The sequence below is a fragment of the Desulfoluna sp. CLI2B genome (assembly GCF_056847375.1).
The window spans coordinates 2865807-2882333 of sequence record NZ_CP186557.1 but is presented as its reverse complement, the minus strand read 5'-3'; the positions used below and the strand labels follow the sequence as shown (position 1 = coordinate 2882333).

Here is a 16527-nt window from a genome sequence, read left to right as displayed (position 1 = left end):
ATATCCGCTCATGAAATATCCGGGACAGGAGGCTGGTATTTATGAACATCGCAGAACTCTCCATCGAAAAAAAGACCGTCACACTGGTGATCTGTTTTTGTATTGTTGTGGGAGGTATTCTTGCCTATTCCGGGTTGGGGCGCCTGGAAGATCCAGAGTTTACAGTGAAAAATGCCGTTGTCCTCACCCCGTACCCCGGGGCCACCCCCATGGAGGTGGCCGACGAGGTCACGGATCGTATTGAGACGGCCATCCAGCAGATGCCCCAGCTTGATTATGTGGAGTCCACCTCCCGGGCCGGAGGGTCCATCGTGACGGTGACCATCAAGGATCAGTACGACAAACATACCCTTCCCCAGGTCTGGGACGAGCTGCGGCGCAAGGTGGGGGATATTCAGTCCCAGTTGCCTCCGGGGACCCACCCCTCCATTGTCAACGACAGCTTTGGCGACGTCTACGGTGTTCTTCTTGCTGTTACCGGAGAGGGATACTCCTACGAGGAGCTCAAGGAGTACATGAAGTTTCTGAGAAAAGAGCTCCTGCTGGTGCCGGGTGTGGCCAAGATTACCCTCTGGGGGCTACAAGACGAGGCGGTCTTTGTGGAGATTTCCCGCGCGCGCATCGCCCGCCTTGGCATCGGGCTGGACAGCATCTATTCCGCCTTGAAGGATCAGAACCTTGTGGTGGAGTCGGGTTCGGTGAAGGTGGGGCCCGAGTATATCCGGATCAACCCCACGGGCAGCTTTGACTCGGTTGAGGATATCGCCAACCTCCAGGTGAGGGATCCCGAATCGGATCGGGTCATTTATCTCAAGGATGTTGCCGACGTGAAGCGAGGGTACGTTACGCCGCCGTCCAGGGTACTCCATTTCAACGGAGCCCCGGCCATCTCCATCGGCATCTCCGTGGTACCGGGGGGCAACGTGGTCAACATGGGAGAGGCGGTTAAGGCACGACTTGCGGAGCTTGAAGACCAGAGGCCGGTGGGCATGGAGATGGGTGTCGTCAACTTCCAGTCCGATGATGTCTCCAAGGCGGTGAACGGGTTTGTGAGCAATTTTATCCAGGCCGTCCTTATTGTGGTGGTGGTGCTCCTTCTCTTCATGGGGCTTCGGAGCGGTCTTCTCATCGGTGTGGTCCTGGCCCTGACGGTTCTTGCTACCCTGGTGATCATGAAAGTACTGGCCATCAATCTGGAGAGGATCTCCCTGGGGGCCCTTGTCATCGCCCTGGGCATGCTGGTGGACAACGCCATTGTTATCACCGAGGGGATGCTCATACGCATTGAGTCGGGGATGAATCGCATCAAGGCGGCAAAGGAGGTGGTGGACCAGAACCTCTGGCCCCTGTTCGGTGCCACGGTCATCGCGGTGCTGGCCTTTGCGGCCATCGGTGTCTCCCAGGACTCCACCGGGGAGTACTGCCGCTCCCTGTTTCAGGTGATGCTCATCTCCCTTATGAGCAGCTGGGTCATCGGCATCACCATTACCCCACTTTTCTGTACCATGTTTCTCAAGAGCAAGGTCAAGGATGGGGAAGAAAATACGGGAAAGGAACCGTATCAGGGCATCATTTTTGTGGGTTACAAAGCCTTTCTCACGTTATGCATCAGATGGCGATGGGTCACCATGGTGGTCATGACCGGCTTGCTGTTTCTGGCCATCACCGGGTTCGGCATGCTGAAGAATAGCTTTTTCCCGGAATCCACGCGGCCGCAGTTCATGATCAACTACTGGCTCCCGGCAGGGACCGATATTCGCCAGACCACGGAAGACATCGCCAAGATTGAAAAGCGTCTTCTGGAGGACGAACGGGTGGTCTCCACGGCGTCGTACATCGGCGAGGGGGCTCCCCGGTTCATGCTCACCTTTAACCCGGAGACCTCCAGGGACAAAGGCTTTGGCCTGATACTCGTTTCCGTTAATGACTACAAGGTAATCGGGGACCTTATCAAAGAGTACCTGGCCTATTTGAGCGATGAGTTTCCCGAGGCCCAGCCCATATTGGAGAAGTTCAAGCTCGGTCCGTCAAGCGGTGCCGTGGAGGTGCGGTTCAGCGGGCCGGACCCCGTTATTTTGAGGCAGCTTTCAAATCAGGCCAAGGATATCCTGCTGGCCCACCCCAACACCTATGCGGTGAGGGACGACTGGCGGCAGCGGGTGAAGACCATCCGGCCCCAGTTCGACGATACCCGGGCCCGGCTGGCGGGCATTTCGCGGTCCGATCTGGCCCGGGCCCTGGAGATGAACGTCATCGGGACCACCATGGGCATTTACCGGGAGGGTGATGAGCTGATTTCCATCATCGCGCGGCAGCCTGAAGAGGAGCGCCTGGACGTGGAAAATATCCGGAGCCTTCAGGTGTGGAGCCCGGCCACGCGGAAAACCGTTCCCGTGTATCAGGTGGTATCCGATTTTACGACGGACTGGGAAGACTCCATGATCTATCGTCGGGACCGGAAGATGACCATCACCACCAAATGCGAGAACAAGCCCGGGATCCTGGCAAGCTCCATCTTAGGGGACGTCAAGACCAAGATCGAGGCCATTGAGATCCCTCCGGGGTTCTCCATGGAGTGGGGCGGTGAATTCGAAGACTCTGCCAAGGCAAGGGAGAAACTGGCCGGTTCCATGCCCGTCACCTTCATGCTGATGGTGCTCATCGTGATTATGCTTTTCAATTGCCTGAGACAGCCCCTGATCATCTGGCTCACCGTACCCCTTGCCATTATCGGGGTCTCCATGGGGCTCCTTATATTTGACCTGCCATTTGACTTTATGGCCCTGCTGGGATTTTTGAGCCTTACGGGCATGATGATCAAGAGTGCCATTGTTCTCATTGATCAGATCAACATCGAGCTGGGCGGGGGCAAGGCCCCTTACATGGCAGTGGTGGACTCGGCGGTGAGCAGGATGAGGCCGGTGTGCATGGCTGCCATCACCACGGTTCTTGGCATGATTCCGCTGTTGCCGGATGTCTTCTTCAGGGCCATGGCCGTGACCATCATGGCCGGCCTCAGTTTTGCCACGCTTCTGACCCTCATCGTCGTTCCGGTTCTTTATGTCATCCTCTACAAGATCCCTTCCCAGGGATGAACCCTATATGCCGGGAGTTCAACCATGACACGTACATCCACCTGTTTCGCCATCATGCTGGTCACGCTGCTCACCCTGGCTTCCTCGGCAGTGGCCCTCACGGGGCTTCCCGTTGCCCGCATTGGGATCGTGACCGACGGGCCCTGGGCCAGGTATCCCGATTCTCTCGAGGTGTTCAAGGAGGAAATCATCACCCTGGCTGAAGGGGAGTTCGATATCCGCTTTCCGTCAAACCGAATCCTGGACGGGGGGTGGAACGCCGGGGCGGTTATCTCCGCCCTGGATACCCTCCTTGAGGCGCCGGACGTGGATCTGGTCGTGGCCCTGGGGGTTGTGGCCAGTAACGAAGCCTGTCGCCGCAGGAACCTGAAAAAACCTGTTATCGCTCCTTTCATTGTGGATGACAGGCTCCAGGAGCTTCCCTTCAAGGATGGGACCAGCGGTGTGCGAAACCTCAACTACATCAACGTGCAGAAGAGTATCTCCAAGGAGATGAAGACCTTTACGGACATCGCACCGTTCAAAACCCTCACGGTTATTGCCGATCAGTTTGAAATCAATGCGCTTCAGGACATCACAAAGCATATAACGGCCTATGAAGAGGAGCACGGCCTTGGGATCAAGCTTATCGCTTATGACGTCAGCGCCGAGAAAACCTTGGAAAAGCTAACCCCTTCAACCGAAGCGGTGTTTGTGACCTCCCTGCTTCGCATGCCCCCGGACGAGTTTGAAAAACTGGTGGCGGGGTTCATCGACAGGATGCTGCCCAGCTTTTCCTTCTGGGGCATGGCCGATGTGGAGACCGGGATCCTGGCGACCATGACCCCCAAATCGAATATTCAGCACCTCTCCCGAAGCGTTGCCGTTAATGTCATGGAGGTGCTTCGCGGGAAAAACGCCGGGGATCTCCCTGTCTTCTTCAGCCGTGGGCAGAGCCTGACCATCAACTGGGCCACGGCAAAGGCCATCGAAGTCTACCCGAAGTGGGACATCATCACCGGCGCGGAGCTTCTCAACAACACCGTCGAGGGCGTGGGAAGGCGTCTGACCCTTGAGGGGGCCGTCACCGAATCGGTGCGTGCCAACCTCGATTTGAAAGCACTGGACAGGGCCGTGGCCTCAGGCATGGAGGATGTTAAGAAATCACGGGCCGACCTGTTGCCGCAACTGGGGCTCGGATCAGAGGCCAGAATGATTGACGACGACAGGGCAAGGGCGGCCCAGGGCCAGAGGCCGGAAAAGACATGGTCCGGTTCCATAACCGGCAGCCAGGTCATTTATTCGGACAAGGCCTGGTCGGCCTATACGGTGTCGAAAGAAACCCAGAAAGCCCTTGAGGAAGATCGGGAGACCCTTAGGCTTGACATCATCAACAGCGCTGCCGTAGCCTACCTCAATGTGCTCAGGGCCGAGGCGGTCCTCAACATACAGACCGATAACCTCAAGCTGACCCGCGCCAACCTGGAGCGGGCCAAGGTCCGTGTTTCCGTGGGAGCAGCAGGCCCTGAAGAGGTGTACCGCTGGGAGAGTGAGCTGGCCAACCGTCTCCAGGACGCCTTGAATGCGGAATCCTCGCTTCTTGACGCCAGGAGTGAGATGAACCGCATCATGGACCGGCCTTTGACCGAGGGCTTTGCCCCTGCAGAGGCGGGGATCAGGGACCCGGTCTCCGTGGTGGGCGAACCCCGTATTTTTCCTTATCTCGAGACCCCCCGGAAGGTTCGTGTCCTGAGTGATTTTTTTCAGGAGGAGAGTCGGGTCAAGGCCCCGGAACTCAGGGCCATCGATGCCCAGATTGCCGCACGCATGCGGGTGCTGACTGCGGCCAAGAGAGAGTTCTGGCTCCCCACCTTTGAACTTGTCGGCAACGTCACCGAGGTCTTTGACAAAAGCGGTGACGGCGCTCGTCCCCCACCCCCGAAGTCCCGGATGATACCAACTGGACCGTGGGGGTCACAGCATCCCTGCCCCTGTTCAGCGGAGGCGAAAGATCGGCCGAATTGAGGCAGGCAAGGGAAGAGATCCAGCGACTCGGCAGGGAGCGCGAGGCTGCGGCTGCACGCATCAGCCAGAGGGCTGTTGTGGCCATGAACCGCGTCCGGGCTTCCTATCCGGGGATACGCCTTTCCAGGGACGCGGCCGCATCCGCGGCCAACAACCTGCAGTTGGTGACGGACTCCTATGTTCGGGGCGTGCTGTCCATCATCGATCTGCTCGACGCCCAGAACCTTGCCCTTGTGGCCGAGCAGCAGGCAGCCAATGCCGTTTATGATTTTCTCACGGACCTCATGGAAGTGCAGCGATCCGTGGGCTCTTTTTTTCTTTACGCCGACGAGACCGAGCGAGATGTCTGGTTCGACCTGATTGAATCCTATTTCTCCCAGTGACTGTAAGATAAGGATTGAACTCCATGGACCCTGTTGTCCTTACCGTGGCCTTTGCGTTGGGCTATCTGATGTATCGCCTGGGGCTGCCTCCCCTGGTGGGTTTTTTAATGGCCGGGCTGTGTCTCAGCGGCGTGGGGTATACCTCCACCCCCATGCTTGAGGCGGCCTCGGATGTGGGCGTGACCCTGCTTTTGTTTACCATCGGCCTGAAACTGAGGCTCAGGAACCTTGCAAAGCCGGAGGTGTGGGCCGGGGCGTCTCTGCACATGGCCCTCACCGTGGCGACCATGGGAGGGGCCCTGTTCTGCCTGGGGTACTCCGGGCTGCGTTTTTTCCTTGCAATCGACATGCAGACCGCGCTGCTCCTGGCCTTTGCCTTGAGCTTTTCCAGCACCGTCTTTGCCGTCAAGATCCTTGATGAGCAGGGGCGCATGGACTCCCTCAACGGCCGCACGGCCATCGGCGTGCTCGTGATTCAGGATATCCTGGCGGTCATCTACCTGACGGCGGCAACCGGTAAGGTCCCCTCTGTGATGGCCATTGGGGTCATTGCGCTTCTTCCCGTGGTGAGAAAGGCCTTTCTCCTGGTGATGGACCGCATCGGCCACGGGGAACTGATGGTGCTTTTCGGCCTGTTTGCCGCCCTCATCGCAGGGGCCCATACCTTTGACCTGGTTCGGTTGAAACCGGATTTAGGGGCCCTGATCCTGGGCATGCTCATGGCGCCGCACCCCCGGGCCAAGGAGATGGCAAACGCCTTGATGAGCATCAAGGACGTGTTGCTCGTGGGTTTTTTCCTTGATATCGGGCTGCGAGGCATTCCGGGGGCTGCGGGGTTTGCTGCCGTCGGCATCCTGGTGGCCCTGCTTCCCCTTAAGATGGCCCTCTATTTTCTGGTCTTCACCCGGTTTCGCCTAAAGGCCAGGACCTCCTTCATGACCATGGCAAACCTTTCCAATTACAGCGAGTTTGGCCTCATCGTCTGCTCCCTTGCCGCATCCGTGGGCAAGCTGGATCCCCGGTGGCTGGTGGTGATGGCCATTGCCCTGTCCGTCTCCTTTATCCTGGCATCGCCTTTGAATACTTACTCGGACCGGCTGTTTGACCGTCTGGCCGACATGTTGAAGAGGTGTGAAACCTGCGAGCGTCATCCCGAGGAAACCCCGTATGAGCGTAAATCGGCGGATATTGTCGTTATCGGTATGGGACGGACCGGGGTGGGGGCCTACGACTGGTTTCGGGGGAAGTACGGCGAGGTCGTTCTGGGGATCGATTACGACAAAGAGACCGTTGCAGGCCATGAAATGCAGGGGCGGAGTATCGTCCAGGCCGATGTAACCGATCTCGATTTCTGGCGGCGCCTTCCCACTCCGGACGGGCGGGTGAGGCTGGTGGTGCTGGCCTTGAATAATTTCGAATCCACCCTTTCCGCCATTCAGAGATTCAAGCAGTTCGGATACACAGGTGCTCTGGCGGCCGTGGCTCGCTATGACGACGAGGTGGAGAGGTTGAAGGAGGCCGGGGCTGATGTGGCATTGAATGTCTTTGCCGAGGCCGGGGCTGGCCTTGCAGCCCATGCCGTGGGAAGCCTCGGATCACCGGAGCAGGGACCGGCCTGATACGCTGAACGGCCCCTGTGACGACTTATCGGGTGTGCTGCCTTTTTTATTCCTACAGGGCGAGCAACTCCGGGGGCTTGGCGCATTCAAACCCTTCATCTTCAAACAGGCCTTCGCCACCCAGGTGCTTCTCGTAGTCCACGCCCCACTGCCGCATGTGCTGGAGGATGGGGATAATGGTGTATCCCAGGGCGGTCAGGGAGTACTCGACCCTGGGGGGAACCTCTCGGTAGACTTCGCGATGCACGAGGCCGTCGGCCTCAAGTTCTCGGAGCTGTTTGGTCAGCATGCGCTGGGTGATCTCCGGGATGCTGCGGGTCAGCTCCCCGAAGCGCATGATCTGCTCCAGGGCCAGGTGATTGAGAATGATGGGCTTCCACTTGCCTCCAATGACAGAAAGTGTCAACTCGAAGTAGCATCGGTATGATTTTCCCTTAAGCTCTTTGATCCTGCAGGGTTCGGGCATGGTCGGTCTCCAAAGGTATCTTTTTTGTAAGTATGGCACAATAAATACCGTACTTGCGAAAACTGTTTCCCTTATGGATAGTGCACCTGTCAGGAACGGTCAAGGGATGTATCCCTTGAAAACGTGAAACCATTGAGGAGGGCGCTTCGGTCGTCCCATCCATGAATCCACAAGGAGAGACAGCTATGTATGCTATTGCAGTCAACGGAAGCCCCAGAAAGGGTGGAAACACGGAAACGCTTTTAAATCATGCAATAGAGCCACTTAAAGCCGCGGGTTGGGAGACCGAGATGGTCCGTATCGGCGGGAAACCCATGCGGGGGTGCACCGCCTGCGGCTCCTGTTTTGAGAAGAAGGACGGCCTCTGCATCCTGAAAAAGGACAGCTTCAACGAGATCATGGCCAAAATGGTCCGGGCCGATGCCATTATCCTGGGCTCTCCCACCTATTTCACCGATGTGACGGCCGAACTCAAGGCTCTCCTTGATCGCTCCGGCATGGTGGCCCTGGCCAACGACAGGGCCTTCCGGGGAAAGATCGGGGCTGCGGTGGTGGCCGTACGACGGGGTGGCGCCACCCACGTCTTTGATACCATCAACCACATGTTCATGATGTCCCAGATGATCGTGCCCGGTTCCACCTACTGGAACCTTGGTCAGGGCCTGAACAAGGGGGATGTGCTGGAAGACGCCGAAGGGCTGGCCAACATGAAGAACCTGGGGGAGACCATTGCCTGGCTGGGGAAAGCGATGGCGCCTCATAAAGAGAGTTTTCCGCAGACCCTTGAATTTTTCGGGTAGGCAGTCCGCCTCTGAGTATTGGCCAACTTATCTGGAAACAGACGAAACTCCGAGACCTGCAGGGAGCACTCCGTGCACCAAAATGGCGGCCTTCCATCCTTCCCTGATACCCCATAACGCCAAGAGTTTTGGTTCCCCGGGCATGGTGCACAGAGTTCACCCTACGGGCTGAGGGCCTCACAGCACGATGTCATTGAGAATCGACCATGATCTGTTGAAACCATTCAGCTTTCTCGTCCCGTTTGACCCGCCACGCGTTTACCGCTCCGGCGCCAGGATGGTGAGGAGCACCCCGGTGAGGATGAGGACGCTGCCCCCGTAACCCAGGACCCCCAGGGTCTCGTTCCAGAGAAGCCAGGCAAAGAAGGTGGCCACCACCGGTTCCAGGGTGGCGGTGAGGACGGCCCGGGTGGGGGCCAGGGTGCGCAGCCCCAGGTAGTAGAAGCTGTTGGCGCTGTAGGAGAAGAAGGCCAGGAGCAGGAGCTGGAACCAGATGACGGGTGTTTTGGGGGTGAACTCCACAAAGGGAAGAAGGCCCAGGATACCCGTGGGAAGGATCCAGAAGAAGAGGGTATACGGGGCGTAGGTGCCCGAAAACATCTTGCCGATGATGTAGTAGAGGGAGTAGCAGATCCCTGCGGTGAGCCCCCAGAGCACGGCCGTGGCTATGGACTCACCTGCCATGGGGCCGCCGTCGAGACAGATACCCCAGACCCCTGCCACGGCAAGGGCCATGGCGATGCTCTTTATCAGGGTCATGCGTTCCCCGAAGAGAAAAAAGGAGAAGAGAGCGACCCAGAAGGGAGCGGTGTAGAGCAGCACCGAGGCCAGGGCTGCCCCGCCCTTGTCGATGGCCATCATGTTGGCGGCGTAGAAAAGGGAGATGCCCACGAAGCCGAAGGCAAAGAGGACGGGCAGGTCTTTTTTCTTTGCCGCCATCTGTCGTTTGGCGGCGGCATGGGTACCGAACATGATCCAGGTCAGAAGGGCTCGGAAAAAGCCCGCCTCAATGGGAGAGACCCCGGCGGCAAAAAGGTACCGGGAGACCGGGCCCAGGAGTCCCCAGAGGAGGGCGGCTCCAAAGATAAACAGATAGCCTTTGAGGCTGGGGGAGGTGAGCTTGGGCACGGGGGGCTCCTTTGTCTGGATCTGATGCGGACCCGCGTCAGCGGATAAGACCAACGTGTCGCCATGGGCAGAGCCGTGACGCGAGATCAAGCTTTACGGCCCTTTGTGTGCCATGTCAAGGGCTGTCCGGGAAAGACCCAGGGTTAACGCATTTAAAAATCAGTTGCCTCCGGCAGGGCCGCCGGAGGCAAAAATCTAAATGCGGTAACCCTGAAGGAAGACCCCCTGCAAAAGGGGAGCTGTCCTTATGGTTACAAGGTCCCGGCCATGATCACGGCGCCCAGGAGGAGCACCACCAGGGCAGGGGCGCTCTGGGTCGGCTTATGCCGGGCTTTGACGTGGGCGGCCACGGCACCGATCATGGTCACGACCAGAAGGGCCGAAGAACCGAGGGTGAGGGCCTCTATCTGAAGGCCCATGGCGAGGCACACCTCCAGGCCGCCGATGAGGGGCATGGCATGCTTGGGCAGGCCGAACTCTTTGAACTGATCGGCCAGGGGCTTTGCGCCCAGTAGTTTAGCAACACCGGCCATGAGGATCAGGGCGGAGGTGATGAGTTTGACGATGGTCATGGGTCGTCTCCTGTGACGGGGCGTGACGGATCCTGCTATCCGTCCTTGTTCCCTTCATTGGCCTTGAGAATGCTCTCAAGGCTGATCTGTTTTTTGTTGGTTTCCGGTTTGGCCTGTGTGTCGGTGCTTCGGACATAGAGCACGAAGCCCGCCTTTTTTCCTGCGGCCTCTTCCCATTTGGGAACCAGTTCCAGAAGGCTTGCGGCCAGAAAGGCCAGGAAGAGGATTGCCGTTGCAATGCGTCGAAAGGTCATGGGGCCTCCTTGGGGCGGACATCCTGTATGGCGCGACGGTGCCATTGGCTGCGGACAAACCCGATATAGTCAAACAGAGCAGTGACCGGGCAAAAGAGTCGGCACCAGGGGCGCTTGACCATGAGGGAGCCGATGACCACGGCCAGGGTCATGGCAAAGAGGGCATCGGAGCCGGTGAAGTTAAAGGCCATGCCAAAGGGCTCGAAGCTCGCCTGGGAAGGGTTCCGGAAAAAAAGGGCGGCGCAAAGGGCTGCAAGGGCCACAAGTCGTGCCGACCAGGTCATCCATGGGGTCCGCCTGGGTGGTGAGCAGCCCGTCATGCGTCCCAGCCCTTCCTGAACCGCGCCAAAGGGACAGAGGATGGCGCAGTAAAGGTTTTTGCGGGTGAGGAGAAAGACCGCAACCGCTAAGGCCAGGCAGACCAGGGCGGCGTAGGAGGCAAGGCCCTGCGCCCAGCCCCCGGAGATGAGCAGGTGCACGGTGGCAAGGGAAAACTGGGTGCTGTAGAGGACGCCCAAGAGCAGGGTCGAGACCGTCAGCAGGGCGGCGCGGCCGTACTAGGGGAAGCGGCGTCCGGCCAAGAAGAGGGCGCAGCCGAAGAGCAGCACGATCACCATGCTTTTTATGAGCTCTTTTGGGTTCACCGGGCCGGGGGCGCCTTGGGCGGTCATGGGCTTACCCGTGCGGGCGGCGGTAATGCGGGCTGCTGCTTCCCTGAGCCCTTCCAGGATCGCCGTGGAGGAGATGGTGGCCCCGGAGACAGCGTCGACGTCGGGGAGCGTGTCCAGCCTGCTGCCCGGAAAGGGATCGAGGAGCCCGCTTTCCACCACCTTGGCCAGGTAGGTGGTGGTGTCGGTGCTGTTGAGGATGGCTACATGCCGGATGGTTCCTTTCTCATCGGCTGCCAGGGCAACCTTCAGGGGGCCTCCGTAGCTTGGGCGGCTTGCCAGGGCGATATGCAAGGGGGCCTCCGGCGCGTTGCGCTGTTCAGCCTGATACAGCTGGTCGCTTACCTGGGAGATGTTTGTGAGTGTGTTCGAGATGTTCCGGATGTGCGCCGTGGCAGACTCCTGGAGCCTGGCCCTCCCCCCGGCCCAGGCCAGGATCAGGACCAGGAGGGAGAGGATGGCGGCTGCACGTTCCATGTGCTGTTTTTGCATGAACAGGTGTTCCTTATGCCTTTTTCTTGAAAACAAAGAGCTTGAGCATCACCGTGCCTGCGATGATGTGGGGGAGCCCCAGAAAGCCGATGAAATAAAAACCGGCTCTGCGTTCGTATTCTCCGGCCAGGGTGAAGCCGCCTGCAACCACGGCGCAGAAGGAGAGAAAGCAGCCGTACATGAGCAGGGTCTGCCACCAGGGGACCTGCCGTCCACTCTCTTTCAACCAGGTGTTTGCGCTTAAGATGATGATCACCTGCATGGCCCCCATGACCATCCAGGCAGTCGAGTATTGTTGATCCGGAAACATCGTTTTTTTCCTTTCAGGATTTTGGTGCGTCGTTTGGTTGCCTGCCGAAAGCAGCCCCTATGGAAAGGGGCCTGCCTTCGGTCGATGTTGACGTCCTTCGCGGCATTGCCAGGTCCGTTCGATTTCAAAGAAGTCGTCGCTTCGCATCCACCAGGGCGCTTTGTGGTAGTTGGCCTCTTTGCCGCCGTCCCAGTCCGACTTGAACTCTTCGGCTTCGGGGTACTTGAAGAAGTTGGTCTGCATGGCAAGGAGACCCTTGGAGACCAGATGGGTGGGGTCCCGGGGTTCCAGCTCCCTGGAGATGGTGTGTATCCAGGTGTTCTTGCGGGAGTAGGGGCACAGACCGATGCAGACCCGGCACCCGAGGCCGTCGCTGGTGGGACCGCTGCACCACTGGAGGTGGCACTTCTCTTCATCCAGGCGCCAGCGCTTGAAGCCCCGTATGACGGTTTCCGGCCTGTCGCTTTTGGAGATGGCCCCGGAGGGGCAGGCCTCCGCGCAGATTTTGCATTGCATGCAGAAGTCGGCCATGCGCACGCTGATGGGCTTGTCGTATTCAAACTCGATGTCGGTGATGACGGCGGCGGGTCGAAAGTTGGCCCCGAGCTCCGGCACCATGACCACACCGGCCCGGCTGTATTCGCCCAATCCCGCGAGCTGGACATACGGGCTCATCATCACCTCGTAGTGATGGCCCGGGAACTGGGCACGGGCGGGGTAGCCAAGCTCCTGGATAAACCGCTCCAGAAGGCCGGAGGCGCACCGGGACCGAAAATAGGCGTCAAAGGAGGTGGAGTACCCCACGGCGGCGTACGTGCTGTCCCAGTACATGGGGACTCCGAAGACGATGATGCTCTTCCAGTGCCCGGGGACCTTGTCGCCCCAGCTGTCGTGGCCCTGGTTGGGCATGCCGCGCATGAGTCCCTTGAACATGAAACGGGGGGTCCAGGTCTCCTGCCATCCCCACCAGGGACATGCCGTACATGTGGGCCATGCGCTTGATGAGCTTGGTGGCATGCTTGGGGGACTTGAACTTCAGGGGCTCTTTTCGCCAGATATGGCGGTAGTCCCACTCCTCCGGGGGCACGGGGACGCCGGTCTGCTCGTATTTTTCCGCGGGGTCTTCGGGAACCGTGGAGCCGTATCGGTTGTACATGCCGGTGTCCCTGAAGGACGCGTTGTAGGCATCGGCAATGGCGTAGCGCCTGTGCTTGCCCGCCTTCCACGCTTCGGCCCGGATGACGCTGTTTTCAAGGGCCTTCATCATGGTCTCGAACTCTTCCTTGGGCCGGCTGCGGTAGTAGTCTCCCACCGGGCCGGGCAGGGCTTTGAGGCCCTTGTCGGGCGTCCAGGTGCCCTCCTTGATGTAGCCCATGATGACCGCCTTACGCTGGAAGAGATACTCGGTCCAGTCGGGGCGCTCCACCTTGCCCACGGGCTTGAAGAAGGTGGGCAGGTCTGTTCTGAAGGGCTCGCGGTTGAAGAACATGTCACCGCCCTGGTAGGTGCGGTTGTAGCCTGTGTAGGCGTCGTCGGAGCGGCCGATGGCAAAACCGGCGGCACCGGCGCCCCCCACCGAAGCCACGGCTGCGGTGAGGCCGCCTATTTTAAGGAAGCCGCGGCGTGAAAAACCGCCCGGCTCTTTTTCGGACGGCTCCTTGCCTTTTGGGGGCGGGGCAGCTTCCTCGGTCTCTTCCGGCTCCAGGTAGTCCGGTTTGGCGGTGAAGTTGGCCGGATCGTTGATGATTTCAAGGGCATCTTTTTCATTGGGCATGGGATTGGCTCCTTCCGTCCTGTGGACGGTCTTTATGGAAAGGCTCCTGTGGATCCAGGGCGCTTTTGAAATCGGGAAAATGGTCGAGGACGCATCGGACATAGGGGGGCGCTTTGTCGGGCTCCGTTTCCATGAGGACTCTGGCCCGGTTCACCAGGAATTCCCGTGCGTCAAAGTCGATGAGGGCCATGTCGATATGGCTTTGGGCCGCCTCAACGGGTTGGCCCAGTGCCAGCAGGGCGTCTCCTTTCACCCGCAGGGCTGTGAGCTCCGGCCCGAAGGCTTCGAGCATGTGCTCGCACAGGCAGATGGCCTCTTCGTGCCGGCCTGCGTGGAACAGGCAGATGGCAAGCCCCCGGCTGGACTCCGGGTGGTCGGGGTTCAGGGCCGAGGCCTTGTGAAAGTAGGGGAGGGCAGCATCGGGTTTTTCCAGGTGGAGAAGGCATTCCCCTGCCCAGAAATGGGCCCCGGCATAGTCGGGGGACAGGACTACGGCCCGCTCAAACAGGGGCAGGGCTTCGGCCACCCGGCCGGTCAATGCATGGCAGAGGGCAGCGTTGTAGGTGGCTCCCCCATGGTCGGGCTCTTTTTTAAGGATGGCCTCATATCGTTCCAAGGCTGCTTCAAATTCTTCCTCATACAGGGCGATGTTGCCCCGGTTGTATGCGGCCCTGAGGTTTTCCGGGTCAAGGGAGACGGCGGTGTCAAGGTACGTGCGGGCTTTGCCCATCTCTTCCTTTTGAAGCCAGGACAGGCCCATCTCGTTGTGGAGCCTTGCCAGCAGGCGCATGCTGGCTGCTATTTGTCTGCGGGATCTCTAAATTAGTTTCTCCAGAAAAACCCGGAGCGACTCAGGGGGCTCTGTGCGTTTGAGTTTCCCTATGGCCTTTTCTATAGCCTCTTCCGACCATGGGGACGGCATCAGGGAAGGGCGGTTATGTTGCATGTCCGTTGACATGGGTGTCTCCTTGACTGGCGTGTGTGTGGAATGCGGCAACTCGACCGGCTTTTTAGGGATAGCAAGGGGTGTGCCAAAAGGCAGTGGCTTGAAATGACAGGGAATGTGGATTCGAGGGGGATGTTGCGTTGGTAAATAAGGTAATTTTGGTCTATATTTGTCTTATAAGATGAAAAATTACTTTATTCGGCAATATGAGGTGACCCATGCCCGCCCCTTCCCCCACAGATGATCTGCGCTTTTTTCAGGAGACCGTCTCCCATCTCTCCGGGAGCCTTGAACTGGCCGACTCCATGGTGTCGGTCTTCAATCACCTTGCGGACCATTTCCCCCTGGAAGGGATCTCCCTGCACCAGTACTCCCAGGGGCTCAATGCCTTAAAATTGCTTTTTCTCGTGCGTGAAGGCCGCTTCGATTACGTGGAGACCCTGGTGGACCTCACCCCCCGGGAAGGGGCGATGATGATCCATTTCGAGCAGGCCGGGGACGTCATCCTGGAACGGAAAATAAGCCGGGACGGGGGGGCCGCAAAGCACGCCCAGGCCCTGGGGCACCTGCTGCCCGTCAAGCCCCGGGCGTACCTTGTGGGGATCCTTACGTCCGGTAACGAAACCGTGGGGCATCTCTGCTTTATCGGTAAGGAGGGAAAACTGCTCTGCAGACGTGAGCGAGATTCCGCCTGCTTCTCCACCCCCTTGCCCTGGCCATGTGATCTGCTCCGGTTTCAGCGAGTGGCGTTTCAGGAACGGCTCAATGAGGAGAAGCGCGGGCTGGAAAGGGCCCTGGAGCAGCTTCGGGACAACCGCATCGTCGGGGGCCTCGGCGGCCTGGGCAGCGTTATGGAGGTGGTTCGACGCCTGGAAGGAAGGGAGGTGCCGGTGCTCATCTTGGGGGAGACCGGTACCGGCAAGGAGCTCATCGCCGAAGAGGTGCAGCGGATCTCACCGCGTCGAAACGCGCCCTTTGTGAAGGTCAACTGTGGTGCCATACCCGAGGGGCTCATGGACGGTGAGCTGTTCGGGTACGAAAAGGGGGCCTTTACCGGGGCCACCCGGAGTCGGCCCGGGTTTTTTGAGCAGGCCCACGGCGGCACCCTCTTTTTGGACGAGGTGGGCGAGCTGCCCCCTCAGGTTCAGGTGCGGCTCCTTCGGGTTCTCCAGAACGGGGTGGTGGAGCGGTTGGGGGGAAAGGACTCCATCTCTGTGGATGTGCGCATCATTGCCGCAACCCATCGCAATCTTGAGGCGATGATGAAGCAGGGGGCGTTCCGTGAGGACCTCTACTACCGCCTCTTTGTGTTTCCTGTTACGGTTCCTCCGCTGCGGGAGCGCAAACAGGACCTCGAAGCCCTGGTGTACCATTTTATCGAAAAGATACGCCGGAGGCTGAACTTGCCCCAGAGCCCCTCCCTTGCACCGCGGGCCGTGGATGCGTTGATGCAGTATGCCTGGCCGGGCAACGTGCGGGAGCTGGAAAATCTTGTGGAGCGGGCCATGACCCTGTGGCCCGTGGGGCCCCTCTACCTGGATCGGTTGTTGCCCCGGGAGCCGGCGTTGTACCAGGAAACGCGGGAGAACCTGTCGGAGCTGGAACGGTTGGTGGAGGAGAAGGTCGCCGCCTGCTTTGAAAAACAGAGGCCGGGTACACAGATTCGTGAAACGAAAAACGCTGCTTCGGCACATCCTCTCCAGACCCTTGATGAGTCGACACGAAAATGCATCGAGGCGGCCCTCTCCCACTGCAGGGGGCAAGTCCACGGCCCCGCAGGTGCCGCCGCCGTTCTGGGCATCAATCCCAGTACCCTGAGAAATAAAATGGCCAAGCTGGAAATCCGGGCCGACGCCTGGAAGCAGTAGGGCTTTCCGCTTACGGATCCATGGATGTTGAGCAGCGGGGAACTCTTGACGATTCGTTGCGGCTTAAGGTCTTGATTGTGCTGTTTATATTTGATTGTAAAAAGGTTGACATTGAAAAAACGCTCATGGTATCCATGACTGAGCGCTC

Annotated in this window: 16 protein-coding genes; 6 read left to right on the top strand and 10 right to left on the bottom strand. The window is 59.1% G+C overall.

Features of this window, described 5'->3' with window-relative positions; translation table 11 throughout:
- Positions 1-41: 41 nt before the first annotated feature.
- From ACOYW2_RS13640 to ACOYW2_RS13625, 4 genes are read left to right on the top strand one after another with little or no spacing between them, the layout of a single operon-like run.
- Positions 42-3095 carry an efflux RND transporter permease subunit gene (locus ACOYW2_RS13640; protein WP_482770768.1) on the top strand — a complete coding sequence of 1018 codons (3054 nt, stop codon included), beginning with the start codon at positions 42-44 and terminating at the stop codon, positions 3093-3095.
- 24 nt (positions 3096-3119) lie between these two features.
- Positions 3120-5099, top strand: coding sequence for a TolC family protein (locus ACOYW2_RS13635; protein WP_482770767.1), 1980 nt, complete (start codon positions 3120-3122; stop codon positions 5097-5099).
- Positions 5042-5482, top strand: a complete 441-nt coding sequence (locus ACOYW2_RS13630) for a TolC family protein (RefSeq protein ID WP_482423372.1) — start codon at positions 5042-5044, stop codon at positions 5480-5482. Before ACOYW2_RS13635 ends, ACOYW2_RS13630 begins: the two co-directional genes overlap by 58 nt.
- A 23-nt stretch (positions 5483-5505) precedes the next feature.
- Positions 5506-7101 carry a cation:proton antiporter domain-containing protein gene (locus tag ACOYW2_RS13625; protein ID WP_482415882.1) on the top strand — a complete coding sequence of 532 codons (1596 nt, stop codon included), beginning with the start codon at positions 5506-5508 and terminating at the stop codon, positions 7099-7101.
- A gap of 52 nt (positions 7102-7153) precedes the next feature.
- On the opposite strand, the gene ACOYW2_RS13620 is transcribed toward ACOYW2_RS13625, so the two are convergent.
- Positions 7154-7567 (bottom strand): winged helix-turn-helix transcriptional regulator, encoded by a 414-nt coding sequence (locus ACOYW2_RS13620; protein ID WP_482415883.1) that lies wholly within the window; start codon positions 7565-7567, stop codon positions 7154-7156.
- Positions 7568-7728: 161 nt separating this feature from the next.
- On the opposite strand from ACOYW2_RS13620, the gene ACOYW2_RS13615 reads away from it, so the two are divergent.
- On the top strand, positions 7729-8367 hold the full coding sequence (locus ACOYW2_RS13615) for a flavodoxin family protein (RefSeq protein ID WP_482770766.1): 639 nt from the start codon (positions 7729-7731) through the stop codon (positions 8365-8367).
- 258 nt (positions 8368-8625) lie between these two features.
- Here the strand turns inward: ACOYW2_RS13615 and ACOYW2_RS13610 are convergent, their stop codons facing one another.
- The 9 genes from ACOYW2_RS13610 to ACOYW2_RS13570 form a co-directional block, all read right to left on the bottom strand.
- Positions 8626-9495: a DMT family transporter gene (locus ACOYW2_RS13610; protein ID WP_482415885.1), complete on the bottom strand. Its 870-nt coding sequence runs from the start codon at positions 9493-9495 to the stop codon at positions 8626-8628.
- A gap of 251 nt (positions 9496-9746) precedes the next feature.
- On the bottom strand, positions 9747-10067 hold the full coding sequence (locus ACOYW2_RS13605) for a DoxX family protein (RefSeq protein ID WP_482770765.1): 321 nt from the start codon (positions 10065-10067) through the stop codon (positions 9747-9749).
- Positions 10068-10102: 35 nt separating this feature from the next.
- A complete protein-coding gene (locus ACOYW2_RS13600) occupies positions 10103-10321 on the bottom strand; it encodes a hypothetical protein (RefSeq protein ID WP_482423369.1) in 219 nt (72 codons plus the stop codon).
- On the bottom strand, positions 10318-10839 hold the full coding sequence (locus ACOYW2_RS13595) for a 4Fe-4S binding protein (protein ID WP_482770764.1): 522 nt from the start codon (positions 10837-10839) through the stop codon (positions 10318-10320). The genes ACOYW2_RS13600 and ACOYW2_RS13595 overlap by 4 nt, the downstream gene beginning before the upstream one ends.
- A 39-nt stretch (positions 10840-10878) precedes the next feature.
- Positions 10879-11481 carry an FMN-binding protein gene (locus ACOYW2_RS13590; RefSeq protein WP_482770763.1) on the bottom strand — a complete coding sequence of 201 codons (603 nt, stop codon included), beginning with the start codon at positions 11479-11481 and terminating at the stop codon, positions 10879-10881.
- A 13-nt stretch (positions 11482-11494) separates the two neighbouring features.
- Positions 11495-11791 carry a hypothetical protein gene (locus ACOYW2_RS13585; protein WP_482770762.1) on the bottom strand — a complete coding sequence of 99 codons (297 nt, stop codon included), beginning with the start codon at positions 11789-11791 and terminating at the stop codon, positions 11495-11497.
- Positions 11792-11848: 57 nt separating this feature from the next.
- Positions 11849-12622, bottom strand: coding sequence for a 4Fe-4S dicluster domain-containing protein (locus ACOYW2_RS13580; protein WP_482770761.1), 774 nt, complete (start codon positions 12620-12622; stop codon positions 11849-11851).
- Positions 12573-13565 carry a hypothetical protein gene (locus ACOYW2_RS13575; protein ID WP_482770760.1) on the bottom strand — a complete coding sequence of 331 codons (993 nt, stop codon included), beginning with the start codon at positions 13563-13565 and terminating at the stop codon, positions 12573-12575. Before ACOYW2_RS13575 ends, ACOYW2_RS13580 begins: the two co-directional genes overlap by 50 nt.
- Entirely contained in the window at positions 13555-14355 is an 801-nt protein-coding gene (locus tag ACOYW2_RS13570; RefSeq protein WP_482770759.1) for a tetratricopeptide repeat protein, read from the bottom strand. Before ACOYW2_RS13570 ends, ACOYW2_RS13575 begins: the two co-directional genes overlap by 11 nt.
- Positions 14356-14729: 374 nt before the next feature.
- Between ACOYW2_RS13570 and ACOYW2_RS13565 the strand changes: the two genes are divergently transcribed.
- Positions 14730-16379 carry a sigma-54 interaction domain-containing protein gene (locus tag ACOYW2_RS13565; protein WP_482770758.1) on the top strand — a complete coding sequence of 550 codons (1650 nt, stop codon included), beginning with the start codon at positions 14730-14732 and terminating at the stop codon, positions 16377-16379.
- Positions 16380-16527 lie beyond the last annotated feature (148 nt).

What these genes read in the sequence shown, in the direction of transcription:
- ACOYW2_RS13575 (WP_482770760.1), bottom strand. Translation starts at nt 13,565, where the DNA reads ATGCCCAATGAAAAAGATGCCCTTGAAATCATCAACGATCCGGCCAAC.
- ACOYW2_RS13635 (WP_482770767.1), top strand. Translation starts at nt 3,120, where the DNA reads ATGACACGTACATCCACCTGTTTCGCCATCATGCTGGTCACGCTGCTC.
- ACOYW2_RS13565 (WP_482770758.1), top strand. Translation starts at nt 14,730, where the DNA reads ATGCCCGCCCCTTCCCCCACAGATGATCTGCGCTTTTTTCAGGAGACC.
- ACOYW2_RS13605 (WP_482770765.1), bottom strand. Translation starts at nt 10,067, where the DNA reads ATGACCATCGTCAAACTCATCACCTCCGCCCTGATCCTCATGGCCGGT.
- ACOYW2_RS13585 (WP_482770762.1), bottom strand. Translation starts at nt 11,791, where the DNA reads ATGTTTCCGGATCAACAATACTCGACTGCCTGGATGGTCATGGGGGCC.
- ACOYW2_RS13625 (WP_482415882.1), top strand. Translation starts at nt 5,506, where the DNA reads ATGGACCCTGTTGTCCTTACCGTGGCCTTTGCGTTGGGCTATCTGATG.
- ACOYW2_RS13570 (WP_482770759.1), bottom strand. Translation starts at nt 14,355, where the DNA reads ATGCGCCTGCTGGCAAGGCTCCACAACGAGATGGGCCTGTCCTGGCTT.
- ACOYW2_RS13640 (WP_482770768.1), top strand. Translation starts at nt 42, where the DNA reads ATGAACATCGCAGAACTCTCCATCGAAAAAAAGACCGTCACACTGGTG.
- ACOYW2_RS13620 (WP_482415883.1), bottom strand. Translation starts at nt 7,567, where the DNA reads ATGCCCGAACCCTGCAGGATCAAAGAGCTTAAGGGAAAATCATACCGA.
- ACOYW2_RS13600 (WP_482423369.1), bottom strand. Translation starts at nt 10,321, where the DNA reads ATGACCTTTCGACGCATTGCAACGGCAATCCTCTTCCTGGCCTTTCTG.
- ACOYW2_RS13580 (WP_482770761.1), bottom strand. Translation starts at nt 12,622, where the DNA reads ATGTACTGGGACAGCACGTACGCCGCCGTGGGGTACTCCACCTCCTTT.
- ACOYW2_RS13590 (WP_482770763.1), bottom strand. Translation starts at nt 11,481, where the DNA reads ATGCAAAAACAGCACATGGAACGTGCAGCCGCCATCCTCTCCCTCCTG.
- ACOYW2_RS13615 (WP_482770766.1), top strand. Translation starts at nt 7,729, where the DNA reads ATGAATCCACAAGGAGAGACAGCTATGTATGCTATTGCAGTCAACGGA.